Annotated in this window: 12 protein-coding genes; 10 read left to right on the top strand and 2 right to left on the bottom strand. The window is 65.3% G+C overall.

Annotated elements, in window-relative coordinates; genetic code table 11:
- The first annotated feature begins 20 nt into the window (after positions 1-20).
- Both JS533_RS04820 and JS533_RS04815 read left to right on the top strand, forming a co-directional pair.
- Positions 21-578 carry a SixA phosphatase family protein gene (locus JS533_RS04820; RefSeq protein ID WP_241513358.1) on the top strand — a complete coding sequence of 186 codons (558 nt, stop codon included), beginning with the start codon at positions 21-23 and terminating at the stop codon, positions 576-578.
- A gap of 93 nt (positions 579-671) precedes the next feature.
- Entirely contained in the window at positions 672-1,322 is a 651-nt protein-coding gene (locus JS533_RS04815) for a response regulator (protein ID WP_241513357.1), read from the top strand.
- On the opposite strand, the gene JS533_RS04810 is transcribed toward JS533_RS04815, so the two are convergent.
- Positions 1,286-2,518: a sensor histidine kinase gene (locus JS533_RS04810; RefSeq protein ID WP_241513356.1), complete on the bottom strand. Its 1,233-nt coding sequence runs from the start codon at positions 2,516-2,518 to the stop codon at positions 1,286-1,288. The genes JS533_RS04815 and JS533_RS04810 overlap by 37 nt on opposite strands.
- Positions 2,519-2,729: 211 nt before the next feature.
- On the opposite strand from JS533_RS04810, the gene metE reads away from it, so the two are divergent.
- Together metE and metF are read left to right on the top strand one after the other, a co-directional pair.
- Complete coding sequence (gene metE / locus JS533_RS04805) at positions 2,730-5,033, top strand: 5-methyltetrahydropteroyltriglutamate--homocysteine S-methyltransferase (RefSeq protein WP_241513355.1); 2,304 nt, start codon at positions 2,730-2,732, stop codon at positions 5,031-5,033.
- Between the two features lie 144 nt (positions 5,034-5,177).
- Positions 5,178-6,023 carry a methylenetetrahydrofolate reductase [NAD(P)H] gene (gene metF, locus JS533_RS04800; protein ID WP_241513354.1) on the top strand — a complete coding sequence of 282 codons (846 nt, stop codon included), beginning with the start codon at positions 5,178-5,180 and terminating at the stop codon, positions 6,021-6,023.
- A gap of 317 nt (positions 6,024-6,340) precedes the next feature.
- Here metF and JS533_RS04795 read toward each other — a convergent pair whose 3' ends face one another.
- Positions 6,341-7,423 carry a LacI family DNA-binding transcriptional regulator gene (locus JS533_RS04795; RefSeq protein WP_241513353.1) on the bottom strand — a complete coding sequence of 361 codons (1,083 nt, stop codon included), beginning with the start codon at positions 7,421-7,423 and terminating at the stop codon, positions 6,341-6,343.
- 75 nt (positions 7,424-7,498) lie between these two features.
- On the opposite strand from JS533_RS04795, the gene JS533_RS04790 reads away from it, so the two are divergent.
- The 6 genes from JS533_RS04790 to JS533_RS04765 all read left to right on the top strand — a co-directional run.
- The gene (locus JS533_RS04790) at positions 7,499-10,627 is read left to right on the top strand and encodes a bifunctional [glutamine synthetase] adenylyltransferase/[glutamine synthetase]-adenylyl-L-tyrosine phosphorylase (protein WP_241513352.1); all 3,129 of its coding nucleotides are present in this window, start codon (positions 7,499-7,501) and stop codon (positions 10,625-10,627) included.
- Between the two features lie 163 nt (positions 10,628-10,790).
- Positions 10,791-12,218, top strand: a complete 1,428-nt coding sequence (locus JS533_RS04785; protein WP_241513351.1) for a UTP--glucose-1-phosphate uridylyltransferase — start codon at positions 10,791-10,793, stop codon at positions 12,216-12,218.
- A gap of 185 nt (positions 12,219-12,403) precedes the next feature.
- A complete protein-coding gene (locus tag JS533_RS04780; protein ID WP_241513350.1) occupies positions 12,404-14,335 on the top strand; it encodes a helix-turn-helix transcriptional regulator in 1,932 nt (643 codons plus the stop codon).
- Positions 14,336-14,459: 124 nt separating this feature from the next.
- Positions 14,460-14,771, top strand: coding sequence for a hypothetical protein (locus tag JS533_RS04775; RefSeq protein WP_241513349.1), 312 nt, complete (start codon positions 14,460-14,462; stop codon positions 14,769-14,771).
- A gap of 69 nt (positions 14,772-14,840) precedes the next feature.
- Positions 14,841-17,435, top strand: coding sequence for a DEAD/DEAH box helicase (locus JS533_RS04770; protein WP_241513348.1), 2,595 nt, complete (start codon positions 14,841-14,843; stop codon positions 17,433-17,435).
- A 118-nt stretch (positions 17,436-17,553) separates the two neighbouring features.
- On the top strand, positions 17,554-17,761 hold a 208-nt coding region (locus JS533_RS04765), incomplete at its 3' end, for an RNA polymerase-binding protein RbpA (protein ID WP_241513347.1).

Here is a 17,761-nt window from a genome sequence, read left to right as displayed (position 1 = left end):
TTGCATTCGAAAGAGGAACGATGGCCGTCAAACCGGGCAAGGCAGCGAAGAAAGCGAAAGCCTACCAGCATATTCTCATCATCATGCGCCATGCGAAGGCCGAACCGTTCGGAGTCAACGGCGACCGTGACCGACCGCTCGCAGACAAGGGTCTCAAACAAGCCAAGGCCGTGGCCAAGGGCCTGCTCGGCATGAAGCTCGTCCCCGACCGCATCGCCTGCTCGGCGGCGCTGCGCACCCAGCAGACCTGCGAGAGAATGCTCAAGACCTTCGGCGACGCGCCCAAGGTCGACTACCGGCAGAGCCTGTACGACGGCGGCATGCAGGCCGTGCTCGACGAGCTTGCCCACACCAAGGACAAGCACCGCGTGCTCATGGTGCTCGGCCACGAACCCACCGTCTCGATCGCCAGCCAGTGGTTGGCCTCCGCCGACTCCGACCCGTCCACCATCGACCTGCTCAATCTCGGCATGTCCACCGCGTCCGTCGCGATCTTCGGCTCGGACAAGCCGTTCAGCCAGTGGCAGCTGCATGAGGCGGACCTTCTTGCCGTCATCAGCCCCAAGGACTTCGACTGACGGCACCGGGCCCTTGCCCCGTTCTCCGCGCTCCCCGCGTGTTCGCCGACATGTCTAACCGCGGGAGGTCGGCGTCTATGCGAGAATACCGGTATGACTTCGATCGGCATAGTGGACAACGACCGGTTCGCGCTGGCCATGCTTGCGCAGACCGTGGGGCGGGCATTGCCGGGAGTCCGTGTGATCTGGGCCGTCGAATCTGGCGCGCAGGCGCTGCATCACTGCCTGTACGATACGGCAGCCACGCCCGACGTGTTGCTGCTGGACATGTCTCTCACTGACCTCGACGGCGTTGAAGTGTGTCGGCGTATTCGGATGGCATCGGATCGGCCGGCGATACTGGGCATCACCTCGTATGCGATCGATCACTACCGTCAGGCGGCGATCAATGCAGGCGCGCAAGGACTCATCCCTAAAAGCTCGACGCCGCGCGAACTGGCCGCTGCCATACGCGTCGTGGCGGATGGCGGCGTCATCGGGGAAGGGTTCATGGACACGGCCACGGCATATCGGTCCGTCGGCGCCGCCGCGCAGCCGGTTGAAACCCTGTCGGAACGCGAACGTCAGGTGCTGGACCGGTACGCGGCGAATCGCTCCACCGACGAAATCGCACGCGAACTCGGCATCAAACCGGCCACCGTGTTCGTGGTCGTCGGTCATGCCAAGGCCAAGCTCGGCGCAGCCACGCGGGCGGAGGCGATCCGCATCTATCTGGCTTCGAGACGCGCCGACAGCACCCACTGATCATCCGCTACGCGAGTCTCTATGCCAACGCCCATGCGGCGGTACCGTTCCAGTCCGCTGCCCAGTCCGTCGGCCGCGTCATACTGTCGCGGCACGTCCGTCGCCGTGATGATGACGGCCGGTCCGACTCCGTCGCAGCGGTCCGCAGAGGAATACGAGTCGTCGTCCACGGCGATCGACACCACGTACCCGCGTGCCGGATCTCCGTGCTTGGCGATGTTCGCGTAGATTTCCGACAACAGTCCGGACAGGTCGTCGAACCCGCGATCGCCGAGTTTCGGCAGCGTGTCCGGCAGCGTCGTCTGACCGTCGAAACCGAGCGCGCGCAGCCGGTCCTCCTGTTCGTCGACGTACGCGGCGATGCGTGAGACCGTGTCCGTATCGGCCGAAAACGATGATGCCGGCGGAACCGACGTCGCATCGTCGAGCGTCGTGATGACCTGATGCGTGCCGTGCAGCGCATGGTCGACGATCGTACGCAGCTCGCGCAATTCGGCCGCGGCGTCGAACGACGTTGCGTCGACGCGCGTTCCACATTCGTCGCGACCGTCCTGTTCATCGTCGCGTTCGACTGACGCAAGATCACGGTCGATGCGCATGATCGCGTACGCCAGGTCGTTGGAGATGCGGTCGTGCAGCACCATGGCGATCCGCTCGCGTTCCGTCTGACGGCGCACCTGTTCGGCCAGCCGCGCGCGATCCGCGCTCCAGCGCGACGCGACGCCGATCGTCAGCGCGAACACGCAGTACGCGAACGAGATCACCACCGAATCGGACAGGCCGAGGCCGAACAGCAGCCTGCGGTCGACCATCAGCGCGGTGACGCCGAGCACGGCGGACAGGCACGCCGCCATGCGACTGTCCGTCCAGATCACCGCCACGGCGGCCAGCATCGCCAGCGAATACGAATACGACATCGGGAACGGCGACACCAAGCCGACACAATACAGCGTGACCACCAGCCAGGCACCGGACTGCGGAGCCAACGGCAGCACGACGAGCGACACCAACGCCAGCAGCGGAATCAGCAGATACGACATCAGATGCCCGGCCGGCCAGCGCAGCATGGTCTCCACGATCACGCATATCGCCGTGACGGCGCAGCCGACGATCAGCAGACGTCGGCCGGGTATGGTCCTGACCGAGCTATCCACTGACATGATGCGGCCGAACAATCCCGCTGGACGTATGGTCATGTCTCCCATTGTTGCACTTGTCGCGCTTATTGCGCCAAGCGTGCCGATGCGGGTGCCTGCGCGATCCGGCGTGCCGCATGCGGGCTTCCGGAATCGGGTGCCCATCGCCATAAGTCCGTTTTATAACGACACCCAAGTTGTCCTGATGCCTTATGGTGGGCCGATGTGTGATAGGTTGGCCGGGTTGCATTCGTAAGATTCGGGAGGAACCATGTCCGCACTGACTTCCGTTTCCGGTTTTCCGCGCATCGGCCAGAACCGTGAACTGAAGAAGATCATCGAAGCCTACTGGAAGGGCGCCGCCTCGCTCGACGACGTGCGCGCCACCGCCAAGGAGCTGCGTGCCAAGCATTGGAAGCTGCAGGCCGCCGCCGGCGTCGACCTGATCCCCAGCAACGACTTCAGCTACTACGACCAGCTGCTCGACACGGCGATCCTGCTCAACGTGATCCCGCAGCGCTATCAGCGTCTCGCCTTCGACAATCCGGAGGAGACGCTGTTCGCGATGGCCCGCGGCTATCAGGGCGACAAGGGCGACGTGACCGCCCTGCCGATGAAGAAGTGGTTCACCACCAACTACCACTACCTTGTGCCGGAGATCGAGCCGGCCACCGAGATCAAGCTCAACGGCACCAAGCCGTTCGACGAGTTCAACGAGGCCAAGGCGCTCGGCATCGCGACCAAGCCGGTGCTCATCGGCCCGTACACGTTCCTCAAGCTCGCCCGCAACGATCAGGCCGAGGAGATCGAATACGACAAGGGCCTCGTCAACGCGGTCGCCGCCGTGTACGCCGAGGTGCTCGCCAAGTTCGCCGAGCTCGGCGCCGCATGGGTGCAGATCGACGAGCCGTACCTCGTGCTCGACAAGGAGCCGGGCGACGTCGAACTGTTCAAGACGCTGTACACGAAGATCCTGCCCGCCCGCGACGGCAAGGTCAAGGTGCTGCTCAACACGTACTTCGGCCATATCGCCGACGTGTACGAGACCGTCAACCTGCTCGGCTTCGACGGCATCGGACTCGATCTCAACGAAGGCAAGGACGAGAACCTCGCCGCCGTGCAGCAGTATGGCGTGAACTCCGCGACGACGATCTTCGTCGGCGTGGTCAACGGCCGCAACATCTGGCGCAACAACTACGCCGTCAGCCTCGGCCTGATCGACGCGCTCAAGCAGGTCACGCCGAACGTCGCAGTGTCCACCGCATCCTCCCTGCTGCACGTGCCGTTCAGCACCGAAGGCGAGACCGCGCTCGACCCGGCCGTGCTCAAGCACTTCGCGTTCGCCGTCGAAAAGGTCGGCGAACTGGTCGAGATCGCCAAGCTGGCCGACGCGGACGACGATGCGAAGAAGACGTCCGCCGAACTCGCCGCCAACCAGGCGTTGTTCGACGGCACGCGCGTCGCCGCCGATCCGGCCGTCGCGGAGCGCCTGTCCAAGCTCACCGACGCCGACTTCGTCCGCCAGCCGGCCCGCGCCGAACGCCAGAAGGAGCAGCGCGAGGCGCTCGGCCTGCCGCTGCTGCCGACCACCACCATCGGCTCCTTCCCGCAGACCAAGGAGATCCGCGCCGAGCGTGCCAAGCTGCGCAAGGGTGAGATCACCAAGGAGGCGTACGACGAGTTCATCAAGGCTCAGATCGACGCGTGCATCAAGCACCAGGAGGAGATCGGCCTCGACGTGCTCGTCCACGGCGAGTTCGAACGCAACGACATGGTCGAATACTTCGGCCAGAACCTCAACGGCTTCCTGTTCACCAAGAACGCGTGGGTGCAGTCCTACGGCACCCGCTGCGTCAAGCCCCCGATCGTGTGGGGCGACGTGTCCCGCGCCAAGCCGATCACCGTCGAATGGTCGAGCTACGCGCAGAGCCGCACCAAGCATGTCATGAAGGGCATGCTCACCGGCCCGGTCACCATCCTCAACTGGTCCTGGCCGCGCGAGGACATCACCCACGAGCAGCAGACCCAGCAGCTCGCCCTCGCCATCCGCGACGAGGTGCTCGACCTCGAGGCCGCCGGCATCAAGGTCATCCAGATCGACGAGGCCGCGCTGCGCGAGAAGCTGCCGCTGCGGAAGACCGACTGGCACAAGAAGTATCTTGACTGGGCGATCCCCGCGTTCCGTCTCGTGCATTCCGGCGTCAAGCCGACCACGCAGATCCATACGCACATGTGCTACTCGGAGTTCAACGACATCATCCGCGACATCGACGCGATGGACGCCGACGTGATCTCCTTCGAGGCGTCCCGCGGCGATCTGGTCGTCCTCGACGCGATCCACGAGGCCAACTTCGAGACCGAGGCCGGCCCGGGCGTCTACGACATCCATTCGCCGCGCATCCCGTCCGAAGCGGAGATCGAGGAGCGCATCCACGAGATCCTCAAGAAGATGGACGTCGAGAAGGTGTGGATCAACCCCGACTGCGGCCTCAAGACCCGCGGCAACGCGGAGACCTGGCCGAGCCTCGAGCATCTGGTCGCCGCCGCCAAGGCCGTGCGCGCCCAGCTTGCGTGAATCCGGCCGACGATACAGTCCGCACAGAGTAATCGCATGATGTGATGCTCCGGCTCCTTCGGTTCGTACCGGGGGAGCCGGAATCATATACAGGCGTCATAGGAGAACGCGGCCGCAGCGACGGACGCGCGAGGAGCAGAACCCATGCATAACCCGATCTTTTCCCTCGAAGTCTTCCCGCCGAAGCGCGACGCCCCGGTCGGCACCATCTACGACGCGCTCGACGGACTCGAGGGCATCAAGCCGGACTTCATCTCGGTGACGTACGGCCACGGCACGCACGCCGACCGCACCGCCACCGCGCGCATCGCCAACACGATCCGCAAGGAGTACCAGATCCCGGCGGTGGCGCACCTGACCGCCCTGTATTCCGACAAGGAGCGGATCGACGACGCGCTCAACCTGTTCGAGGAGGCCAAGGTCAGCGGCGTGCTCGCCCTGCGCGGCGACCATCTCGAAGGCCTCGAGCCGGTCGGCGTGTTCGACCATGCCAGCGACCTGATCGCCTACATTCACGAGCGCAAGCCGTACCTCAAGATCTTCGCCGCCTGCTATCCGGAAGGCCACATCGAATCCAAGTCGCTGGACGAGGACATCGAGCACCTGAAGACCAAGGTCGACGCAGGCGCCACGCATCTGATCTCCCAGCTGTTCTACGACAACGAGAACTTCTACGAATTCGTCGACAAGGCGCGCGCGGCCGGCATTCACGCGCCGATCGAAGCTGGCATCATGCCGATCACCTCCGCCAAGTCCGTGTATACGATGGCCGCCAAGAACCGCACGAAGATCCCCAAGTACGTGGTCTCCCTGCTCGACAAGTGGGGCGACGACCTGCCGTCGCTGCGCGCCGCGGGCGTCAACTACGCCTCGCAGCAGATCACCGACCTGCTGGCCAACGACGTGAACGGCATCCACCTGTACACGATGAACCGCCCGGCCAACGCCCGGCGCATCTGGCACAACGTGGAGCCGCTGTTCGGACGCTGATCCAGATGGGACCAACAGAGCCCCGTAGGGCGGATGACCGAACGTTCCGTTAAGCCGCATTCGTGACTTTGCATGACGTCACGAATGCGGCTTTTCGTTTGTCCAACGGCCGCATGAACGGCGGGGTGTCCACTGCCGCGGACCACGACTGCGGAGTGACTTGCACCTTACTGCAATCCGGACGAAGATCCGCAAAGCGCATCACCGCCGTCACTGCCGGAACATTGGCGCTAGCCATGGATGCGGCGCCGGCATTTCGCTCGACATGACGTATTTCGAGATCGATACGCTCACCGTCATCGTCGAATAGCGCGGCGTCAGCCGCGTTTGCGCGTCGTGCCGCGTTCGATCAGATCCGCATCCAACGTATACGTGCGCGGCTCTCCGGCGTCGCCGTCGATGCGTGCGAGCAGCCGGTCGATCGCCTTGGACACGTACCGGTCGACGTGCTGGTCGATGGTGCTCAGCGGCGGCACGACATACTGGCTGCCGGGCAGATTGTCGAAGCCGATGATCTCGACGTCGTCGGGGATGGACAGACCGGCCTGCGACACCGCCGAAATCACGCCGTAGGCGACCGCGTCGTTGGCGCACAGGATCCCGCCCGGCACGGGGAGCCCCAAGTCGCGGCAGCGTTCGAGCAGACGGCGCGCGGCGCGTTCGCCCGGAGGCGTGCTGATCGTCGAGCACGGCATCACGTACCGCCAGTCGACCGTGCGTCCGCGCGCGTGCAACGCCTGGATGTATCCCTTGAGATGCAGGATGGAGGACTCGTCGGTCGCGTCCAGCACCGTCCGCTCGCGTTCGCGTTCGTCGGCGATGTCGAACAGCGGCTTCGGTGCGCCGATGAACGCGACGACGTCGTTGCCGCCGTCGATCAGCCATTCCGTGCCGAGCCGCGAACCCTGCGTGTTCGGCGTCGACATGAGATCCAGCAGCCCGTGGACGGACCGGTTGCCCGACACGACGATCGGAAAACTCTGGTGGAACAGGGACGCCGCGGGCGGCAGCGGCTGGTCGTTGAAGATGATCCAGCCGTCGGCGCCCAGTTGCGGCGCCTTGCGCACGAACGTATCCAGACCATGGTCGAGATGCTCGTAGACGCTCACGATGAGCTCCAGACCGTGCTCCTGCGCCGCCACCGCGGCCTCGTCGGTCAGATAGCCGAAAAACGGCTGCGCGAAACCCGGCACCGCCAGTCCGATCACCCCGGTGCGGCCCAGTTTGAGCGAACGCGCCGAATGGTTGGTGCGGTAGCCGAGCTCGTCGATGGCCTTGAGCACCCGCTCCCGCGTTTGGGCGGTCATCTGGTCGTCGCGATGGTTGACCACGTTGGACACGGTCTTGAACGAGACCCCCGCCAGCGCGGCCACGTCCTTCAACGTCACGTTACGCTTCATATCGACCACCCATCGGCTGCAAATCGGAGACACATAGCCATGCCATGCTACCCCAACGTAGTAGATTTGGAATCTATGGACGAAACGCGAGAATTCAACGTCGGGGCACGGGAGCTCATCCACGTGGGACTGCAGGATCTGGATGCCGCCCGGTCACGGTTCAACCGGCTCGCCGCGAACGGCGTCGACGAGACGCGCCTGCGCATGCTGCTGGCGGCGCTCGGCAAAGCCTGCGACCCGGATGCGGCGCTCGGCAATCTGGTCGACATCGTCAACGCCCTGCAAAGCCAGGGGCGCCCCCTCACCGAGATCCTGCCCGACGAACAGTCGTTCGCCCGACTCGTGGCGGTGCTCGGCGTGTCGGACGCGATGGGCAAGTTCATGCGCTTCCGTATGGATCTCGTCGAGGCAGCGGCCAGCGACTCGTGCAACTCGCACCTGTTCAACCACGACCAGCGGCGCGCACACGTGCTCCGGTCGGTCGGCGCCGATCCGGACGAGGTGGACGCGCCCGAAGCATCGCTGGACCTCGCCGAGGCGACCACGGCGCTGCGCCGCACCTACCGCAAGCAGCTCGCCGCCGTCATCGCGCAGGACACCACCGCGGACGACCCGATCGCGCTCCAGCCGCGCATCAGCGAGGAACTGTCCGACCTCGCCGACGCCGCGCTCGAAGGCGCGCTGGCCATCGCACGGCACGAGGTCGACGGCAGTGAACACGTCCGGTTCACCATCATCGGCATGGGCAAGCTCGGTGCGCGTGAATTGAACTACGTGTCCGACGTCGACCTGATCTACGTGGTCGAACCGGCCGACCACGACATCGACCGTCAGACGCTCACCCGCATCGGCACCAAAATGGGCACGATGCTGCAGCGCGTATGCCAGTCCGTCATCATGGGCGTCGCGGAACCGACGCTGTGGCAGATCGACGGAGGCCTCAGGCCGGAAGGCAAGGACGGCCCGCTCGTGCGCACCCTCGACTCGCATCGCGGCTACTACGAGCAGTGGGCGGAGAACTGGGAGTTCCAGGCGCTGCTCAAAGCGCGTCCGGTCGCAGGCGACAAGCGGCTCGGCCAGGCCTACATGGACATGACCCGGCCGTTCGTATGGACCGCCTCCAAGCGTGACAACTTCGTCTACGACTGCCAGAAGATGCGCAGGCGCGTCGAGGATCTCATCGCCGCGCCCCTCAAGGACCGCGAGATCAAGCTCGGCAAGGGCGGCCTGCGCGACGTCGAGTTCACCGTGCAGATGCTCCAGCTCGTGCACGGCCGTTCCGACGAGTCGCTGCGCACCGCATCCACGCTCGAATCGCTGCAGCGGCTGTCCGACGGCGGCTACGTGTCGCGCAAGCAGGCCATCAAACTGTCGTGGGACTACCGTTTCGAACGCGTCATGGAGCACCGCCAGCAGATGTGGTCGCTCAAACGCACCCACCTGTTCCCCGACCTCGGGCCGGGCAGCGTCGGCGGCCTCGACCGCAAGCGCAACGTGAGCGACGAGGCGCTCAACCAGAACCCCGAACTGCGCCGCCTCGCCCGCGCGTTCGGCATGCATCCCGAGGAGCTCGTCGACAAGTACGACGAGACGCGCCGCGAGGTGCGCCGCCTGCACATGGACATCTACTATCGGCCGATGCTGCCCATCGCAGCCTCCGCCGAGGGCGACGGGGTCGAACTGAGCGCGCAGGCCGCGCAGGAACGCTTCGCGTCCATCGGCTTCGAGGATCCGCAGGCCGCCATCCGGCACGTCGCCGCGCTGACCTCCGGCGTGTCGAGGGCCGCGAAGATCAACCGCATCATGCTGCCGGCAGTGCTCCAATGGCTGGGTCAGGGCCAGAACCCGGACATGGGCCTGCTGGGCTGGCGCAAGCTCGAGGAGAACTTCGGCACCGGCAGCGAATACCTCGGATTCCTGCGCGACTCCACCTCCGCTGCCCAGCGGCTGTGCCATATCCTGTCCAATTCGCGCTTCCTCGGCGATGCGCTCAACAAGTCCGTCGTCTCCGTGACCTGGCTGGGCGACGACGAACGGCTCAAGGCGCGCACGCGCGAGAGCCTCGACGTGCAGTGCGCCTCGTCGCTGGCACGCAACGCGGCGAACATCAACGACTTCGCGACGTCCATGCGCGCCATGCGACGTCACGAGATCGAACGCATCGGCCTGGCATGGATGAGCGGCGTGATGAACGACGCCGACTCGCTTGCCGGCATGACCGACGTATACGACGCCATCATCGACGCCTCGCTGACATGGGCCATGCGGCACCAGTGCGCCGAGGAGGGGCTCGGCGCGGCGCCCGTCGATATGGCGGTGATCGCGATGGGCCGCTACGGCGGGCGCGAGGTCAATTTCAGCTCCGACGCCGATGTCATCCTCATCTACCGGCCGGCCTCCGGGACGGACGGCGCGGGACGGTGCGGCACGACGGATGAGCAGACCGTCAACCTGTTCGCACGCAAGGTGTGCGATTCGCTGCGTCAGATCCTGCAGGGCCCCACCACGCTCGAGCCGAAGATCGAACTCGATCTCGACCTGCGTCCCGAAGGCAAGAACGGACCGCTCGTGCGCTCCTACGATTCGTGCCGCGAATACTACGCGTCGTGGGCCAGTACCTGGGAGCACCAGGCGCTGCTGCGCGCGCGCTGCGCCGCGGGGGACCGGGGTCTGGGCGAGGACTTCCTGCATGAGATCGCCGATCCGCTGCGTTACCCGGTCAACGACCTGAGCGAGACCGAGCTCGGCGAGATCCGCAAGCTCAAGGCGCGTATGGAGGCCGAGCGTCTGCCCCGCGGCGTGCGCCGCGAACGGCATCTCAAGCTCGGCAAGGGCGGCCTGTCCGATGTGGAGTGGACCGTGCAGCTGCTGCAGCTGCAGCACGCCGGCAGCCATGCCGCGCTGCGACTGAACTCCACGATGGACGCGCTCGACGAGCTGGAACGGATGAAGTACGTGTCCGCAGCCGACGCGATCGTGCTGCGCAAGGCGTGGCGCATGTGCACGGCGGCCCGCAACGGCAACTACCTGTGGAACGGGCGCGTCTCGCAGGCCGACATCCTGCCCGATGACATCTACTCGCTCGGCGGCATCGCCGTCTACCTCGGCTATGACGCGCACCGCGGCCAGCATTTCGAGAACGACCTGCTGTCGGCCATGCGCAAGGCGCGCGACGTGACCGAACGTCTGTTCTACGGACGCTGAGTTCACCGATTGTTCACGCGATTATCCGCACCACACGCCGACGACGGGGGCATGGACAGCCCGGAATCGGTTAAACTGGTCTTCTGTCCTGTGACCCGAATCCGCCCCGAATCGAGAAAATCGGAACGGGGCCGAGCAAACGCATAGGGAAAGTTGGTTTCCGATGAGTGACGTGTTCGAACTGTCCGCAAGCAAGATGCACGACGCCGGCATGAGCGATGTCGCCATAGCCCAGTTCAGGCATCTGTACGATGTGTGGCGCAACGAGGAGTCCAGCAGCTGGATCCGCGAGTCGAGCGTGGAGCCGCTGACCGACGTGCCGAGCTTCCACGACGTGTACAAGACCATCGACCACGACGAGGCGGTGGGCGCCTTCGCCAAGACCGCGTTCCTCAAGCTCAACGGCGGCCTCGGCACGTCGATGGGGCTCGAATGCGCGAAGTCGCTGCTGCCGGTGCGTCGCCACAAGGCCAAGCAGGTCCGCTTCATCGACATCATCCTCGGACAGGTCGTCACCGCGCGCACGCGTCTCGGCGTACGTCTGCCGCTGACGCTCATGAACTCCTTCCGTACCTCGGAGGACACGATGAAGGTGCTGCATCGCAACCGCAAGTTCCAGCAGAGCGACGTGCCGATGGAGATCGTGCAGCATCAGGAGCCGAAGATCGTCGCCGCCACCGGCGAGCCGGTCTCGTTCCCCGAGAACCCGGAGCTGGAATGGTGCCCGCCGGGACACGGCGACCTGTACTCCACGATCTGGGAGTCCGGACTGCTCGACGTGCTGGAGGAGCAGGGATTCAAGTACCTGTTCATCTCGAACTCCGACAACCTCGGCGCGAGGCCCTCGCGCACGCTCGCCCAGCATTTCGAGAACACGGGAGCCCCGTTCATGATCGAAGTCGCCACCCGCACCTACGCGGACCGCAAGGGCGGCCACATCGTGCGGGACAAGGCCACCGGACGTCTCATGCTGCGCGAGATGAGCCAGGTGCACCCGGACGACAAGGCGGACGCGCAGAACATCGACAAGCACCCGTACTTCAACACGAACAGCATCTGGGTGCGCATCGACGCGCTCAAGGCCAAGCTCGCCGAATACGACGGCGTGCTGCCGCTGCCGGTGATCCGCAACCACAAGACCGTGGATCCCACCGATCCGTCGTCGACGCCGGTGATCCAATTGGAAACGGCGATGGGCGCCGCTGTCTCGCTGTTCGACGGCGCGATCTGCGTGCAGGTCGACCGCATGCGGTTCCTGCCGGTCAAGACCACCGACGACCTGTTCATCATGCGTTCCGATCGGTTCCATCTGACGGACTCGTACGAGATGGAGGACGGCAACTACATCTTCCCGAACGTGCAGCTCGATCCGCGCTACTACAAGAACATCAACGACTTCGACGAACGGTTCCCGTATTCGGTGCCGTCGCTGGCCGCCGCGAACTCGGTCACCATCAACGGCGACTGGACGTTCGGCCGCGACGTGATCATGTTCTCCGACGCGGTGCTCGAGGACAAGGGCGAGCCCAGCTACGTGCCGAACGGCGAATACGTCGGCCCGCAGGGCATCGAACCGGACGATTGGGTCTGATCGGATGTCTGCCGACCTGGTCCGACCGGTCGGCAGACGGTTCGCGGCGGGCGGAACGGGGAAAAAGAACGGCGTTTTTTCTCGAAATGAACACGCCGGCCATAAATAGCCTCTAATATAGAACAGGGCGTTCCGATAAGGGACGCACGCATATAAAACGAAACAATAACGATACGTGAGGACTAATGGCAGAGGGTACCAACGGAAGGCGGCGTTTTTCCGACAAATGGGGCAAGCACGAACTTGATGTGCTGGCCGTATTGTCATCCGCGTTCCCGCAATGGCTCACCTCCCGGCAGATCGCTCAGCGCGTGAAGGCGTATGCCGACTCGTACGGCGAGCTCGCCGATCAGGCTGCCAAGGCGGCGTTCGCCAAGCAGTTCCAACGCGACCGGGCCAAGCTTGCGGCCATGGGCATCGCCATCGAGTCGCGCCAGCCCGAGTACTCGTCGAAGTCCGAAGGGCAGGATTTCGCCTCGTACCGTCTCCAGCTCGGCGACGAACCGCGCATCCGCCTGCATTTCGCCCAGGAGGATCTGCCGGTGCTTGCCGCGGCGAACTATCTGGCCCGGTCGATCTCCATGTCGTCGTCCTCCAACCAGCAGCAGCCGGCGCAGCATGCCTCGCGCACCACGCCGCGCGTGCCCCAGACGCCCATTCCCGGACTCGGCCTTGACTCCATCGCCCCCGGACTGGGCACGCAGACCATTCCCGAGACGCTGGTGAAGGTCATCGATTCGCGTCGCTTCGCCGCCACCGTGGACGTGGACGGCGAGCACATCAACGTCGCCTACACCGACTCCGACGACCTGGCGATGTTCGTGCTCGAACATCCCGGCGCCTACATCGTCAGCCCGCAGGAGGCCGTCGACGCGTTCAACCGCCGTCTCAACGCCGCCGTGAGCCTCACGCTGGCCGACGAGTCGTCGGGCGACAACGGCGCCACCGTGGTCACGTCGGCGATCAGCAGCCACCACGACCACGACGACGAGGACGATCCCGAACTGTCCAAGGCGCACCAGAAGAAGGGCGCGTCGTTCCAGACCGGCAGCGAGGTCGACCGTCGTCTGCGCCTCATGCTGTTCCTGTCGGCCCATCTCGGCGAGGAGTATTCGCTGGCCGAACTGGCCGAACGCTTCATCGGCAAGGCGAAGAGCGAGGACGAGCTCAAGAAGTACGTGAACGTGATCCACAAGGACATCAACACGCTCACCACCGTTTCCGACGACGGGGAGATGGCCGGCAGTCAGTTCTTCGACATCGACTGGTCGCTGCTCGACGCCGAAGGCATCGTCTCGGCCACCAACTCGCTGGGATTGGAGCGGCTCGCCGGCATTTCGCCGCAGTACCTGAGCCTGCTGACCGCTTCCGTAAGCTATCTGGCCCATTCGCCGCTGCTGCCGCAGGGGCAGCGGGACCAGGCACGCTCGCTCTACGAGCGTCTGCACGCGCATGTGGTGCCCGGTGAGACGCCGTGGCTGAGCCTGACCGGCTACGAACTGGAACCGCGCAGCTTCTCCGCGGTCAAGCGCGCCATCTCCACCGACTCCCTGCTGGACATGGAGTACACGGACGGCGCGGGTCGCACCCGCCGCCGTTTGGTCGCCCCCGCGAAGATCTTCGTGGACGAGGGCGTGTACTATGCGGCCGTCTGGACGGATGTCGCCGACGCGGCGCCGAAGGACAAGCAGCATCTGGTGCAGAAGGACACGCGCATCAACCGTGCCACCGGCAAGCCGCGCATCTGGCAGGTGCTGCGACTGGCGCGCATCGAGCACGCCGAACTGGTCACGCCGGAGCATCCGATCGACATCCCGGACGTTCCGGTCAACGAGCTGCGCAAGTGGAGCTTCGACAACGGCACGGCCGCGGTGTTCATCACCGACGAGCAGGACCTCGCGTTCACCAAGACGCTGTCGGGGGCGACCATCGAACCGTACGGCACCGGACAGAAGGTGCATCTGACCGTCTCCTCGGACTCGTGGTTCGTTGCGTTCTGCATCGCGCATGCACGCCATATCACCGCCGTCGCCCCGGAGACGCTGCGCACGATGATCGTCGCCCGCGCGCAGCGCGAGCTGAGCGTCGGCCAGCACGACGACGCCGAACGCGACTGACCGGGCCGCTTCACCGGATGCCGGGACGACTGCGGCCGACACGCTACCGGCCGGTGTGTGCCGCCTCGCCGTCGGCGTGACTTGCGGACCGCATAATAGGTCCGCATATGAGAAAGGGGATGCCATGCCTTGGTGGATATGGCTGCTGCTGACGCTGTTCATGCTGGCCATGATCGCGGCCGGCATCATCTACGCGGCCATACACGGCCTACGCGGACTGCGTGCCGCCGGGGACGTGGGGGCACGCATCGGCGAGCGTCTCGCGGCGATGCAGGAGACGGAATCCTCCGACGACGAGCCGCATGCCCCCGTGTTCACGGAGCCGTTGCGGACGGCCGCCGACCGGTACACGCAGGCGCAGTCCGAGGTCGCCGCGCGCCGTCAGGCGACGCGGGACCGCCACGCCCGTACCTGGGCGCGCTGGGATCGTTCGTAAGCGCCCATTTCCGCCATGCGCCATGGCCCGGCAGGCCGGCGCCAACATCCGAAGGACAACGATCTGACCATGCCACGCCATCATGCATCGTCCGAGAACGCCGGTGCCGGCCTGTCGCCGGCGCAACGGTACGCGGCGTTCCGCAAGTCACGCGAACACGAACGCTCCGCGGCCGCACGGTTCGCCGCGACGCTGCCGTTCGACATCGACGATTTCCAACGCAAGGCGAACGACGCCCTCGAAGCCGGGCACAACGTGCTTGTCGCCGCGCCCACCGGTGCGGGCAAGACCGTCGTGGCGGACTTCGCCATTTACCTGGCGCAGGAACGCAACGTCAAGGCGTTCTACACCACGCCCATCAAGGCGCTGAGCAACCAGAAATACCATGATCTGGTCGCCGTGTACGGCGCGGACAAGGTCGGCCTGCTCACCGGCGACACGTCCATCAACTCCGAAGCCGACATCGTCGTCATGACCACCGAAGTGCTGCGCAACATGCTCTACGAGCATTCGACCACGCTCACCGCGCTCAGCTACGTGATCCTCGACGAGGTGCACTATCTGGCCGACCGCTTCCGCGGACCGGTATGGGAGGAGGTCATCATCCACCTGCCGCCGTCCGTGCGCATCATCGGCCTGTCCGCGACCGTCTCGAACGTCGAGGACTTCTCCCAGTGGATCACGTCCGTGCGCGGCGAGACCACGCTGGTCGTCTCCGAACGTCGGCCCGTGCCGCTCGAACAGCATGTGCTCGTACAGGCGAACGACCATATCGAACCCGAACTCATCGACCTGTACCGGCACGACGATCAGGGACGCCAGACCACCAAGCTCAACGCCGAACTCGTCAATCGGCTTGATCAGCTCGACCGCGCCGCAGCACGACGCCGGGGGGACGAACGGCCGTCGAAACGCGGCGGCAAGGGTGGCCGCGGGCGGTTCGGCCGCGCGGCGGGCCCGGAGCGCGGCGGCAGGCCCGAGCGGCACACGCCCAAACGCTGGGCCGTCGTCGACGAGCTCAACTATCTCGACATGCTGCCCGGCATCTACTTCATCTTCTCGCGCAACGGCTGTGACCAGGCCGTCGAGCAATGCATCAACGCCGGACTGGAACTGACCAGCGAGGACGAGGTGCGCCGCATCCGCCGCATCGTCGACGAGATGATCGACGGGCAGCTGACCTCCGACGATCTCAAGGCGTTGGGCTTCGCGAAGTTCCGTTTCGCGTTGGAGGAGGGTTTCGCCTCGCATCACGCCGGCATGATCGCCCTGTTCCGTCAGATCGTCGAACGCCTGTTCGAGGAGGGGCTGGTCAAGGTGGTGTTCGCCACCGAGACGCTGGCGCTCGGCATCAACATGCCGGCCCGATGCGTGGTCGTCGAGAAGCTCGAGAAATTCAACGGCACCGGACACGTGCAGCTTACGCCGGGGGAGTTCACCCAGCTGACCGGACGCGCGGGACGCCGCGGCATCGACACGATCGGCCACGCCGTCGTCGTCGACCATCGCGGATTCGTGCCGGCGACAGCCGCGGCGCTGTCCAGCAAACGCGTCTATCCGCTGCACTCCAGCTTCCGACCCACGTTCAACATGGCCGTCAACCTGCTCAACGCCAGCGACTACGGGACCGCGCGCGTCACGCTCGACCATTCGTTCGCACAGTGGGAGGCGAACGAATCCGCATGGCAGCTCGAATCGCAGATCGGCACGCTCGAACAGGCCATCGCCGGCTATGAGGAGGCGTTCGCCTGCGATCATGGCGACTTCAGGGAGCTGATGGGCATCCGCATGCGGCTTGCCGACCTCGAGAAGAACGAACGGCGCAAGCTCAAGCAGACCAGGTTCCGCACCGATCGTGAGCGGTCCCAGGCGTTCACGGATCTTGACCGGCGCATCGCCGAGCTGCGCAAGGCGGATCAGGAGCACCCGTGCCGGCGGTGCCCCGATCTGCAGCAGCATCTCAAATGGGGGCATCGCTGGATGCGCGAGATGCGCGAGCTCGAACGTGTGCGCGAACGCTACGATTCACGTACCGGTTCGGTGGCGCGACAGTTCGACCGCATCTGCGAGATCCTCGAACGGTTTGGCTATCTCGAACGGCACGACGCCGCGGACGGCGCGCTCGGATATCGTCTGACCGAACACGGCCAGCTGCTGCGACGCCTGTACAGCGAACAGGACCTGGTGCTTGCGCAGGCGATCTGCGCAGGTACGTTCGACATGCTGCCGGCCCAGTGCCTGGCCGCCGTCCTGTCGTCCCTCGTATACGAGGCTCGACGCGGCAGCGGGGGAGAGCCGCGACGCTATCCGGGCGGCATGCAGGGGCCGGTCGTGTGGGCCGCGCAGGAGCTGCGGGGCATCCAGGCCGCAATACGCATGCAGTGTGAGGACGACGGGCTGGAGACACCTCCGCAGCTTGATTTCGGCATCGTCGACGTGATGTACGACTGGGCCGACGGCAGGGACCTCGCCGATGTGCTGCGCGGCACGGAACTGACCGGCGGCGACTTCGTACGCAATGCGAAGCGTCTGGCCGACGTGCTCCAGCAGATCGCCACCGCCGCGCCGATGCTCGGCGACAAGGGCGAGGCGCTGGCCCGCACGGCGCACGAGGCGGCCGACCTGGTCAACCGCGGGGTCGTGGCCTACTCCGGCGTCGACTGACCGGGGCAAGACCCGCAAACGAACCCGCGCACGACGGGCGGATCCCGCCGAAAACGGGAATAGAACGCACGTCCGAACTGTTCGGTAACGTAGCACAATACGAATCCAAGGAGGAACTATGGCGGAACGCAGCCTGAGGGGCATGAGCATCGGCGCGAAGTCGCTGGAGTCCGATGAGAACGTGGACTTCGCGGCAAGGTCGGACGTGGCATACATCTGTCCGAAGGGTCACCGCACGATCCTGCCGTTCGCGGAGGGCGCGGAGATCCCCGACGAATGGGAGTGCCGTTGCGGCGCCGTCGCGCACCGCGAAGGCGAAAACGACC

It is taken from the genome of Bifidobacterium amazonense (genome assembly GCF_018555435.2).
Taxonomy (GTDB): Bacteria; Actinomycetota; Actinomycetes; order Actinomycetales; family Bifidobacteriaceae; genus Bifidobacterium; species Bifidobacterium amazonense.
This window is presented reverse-complemented; position numbering and strand designations above follow the sequence as displayed.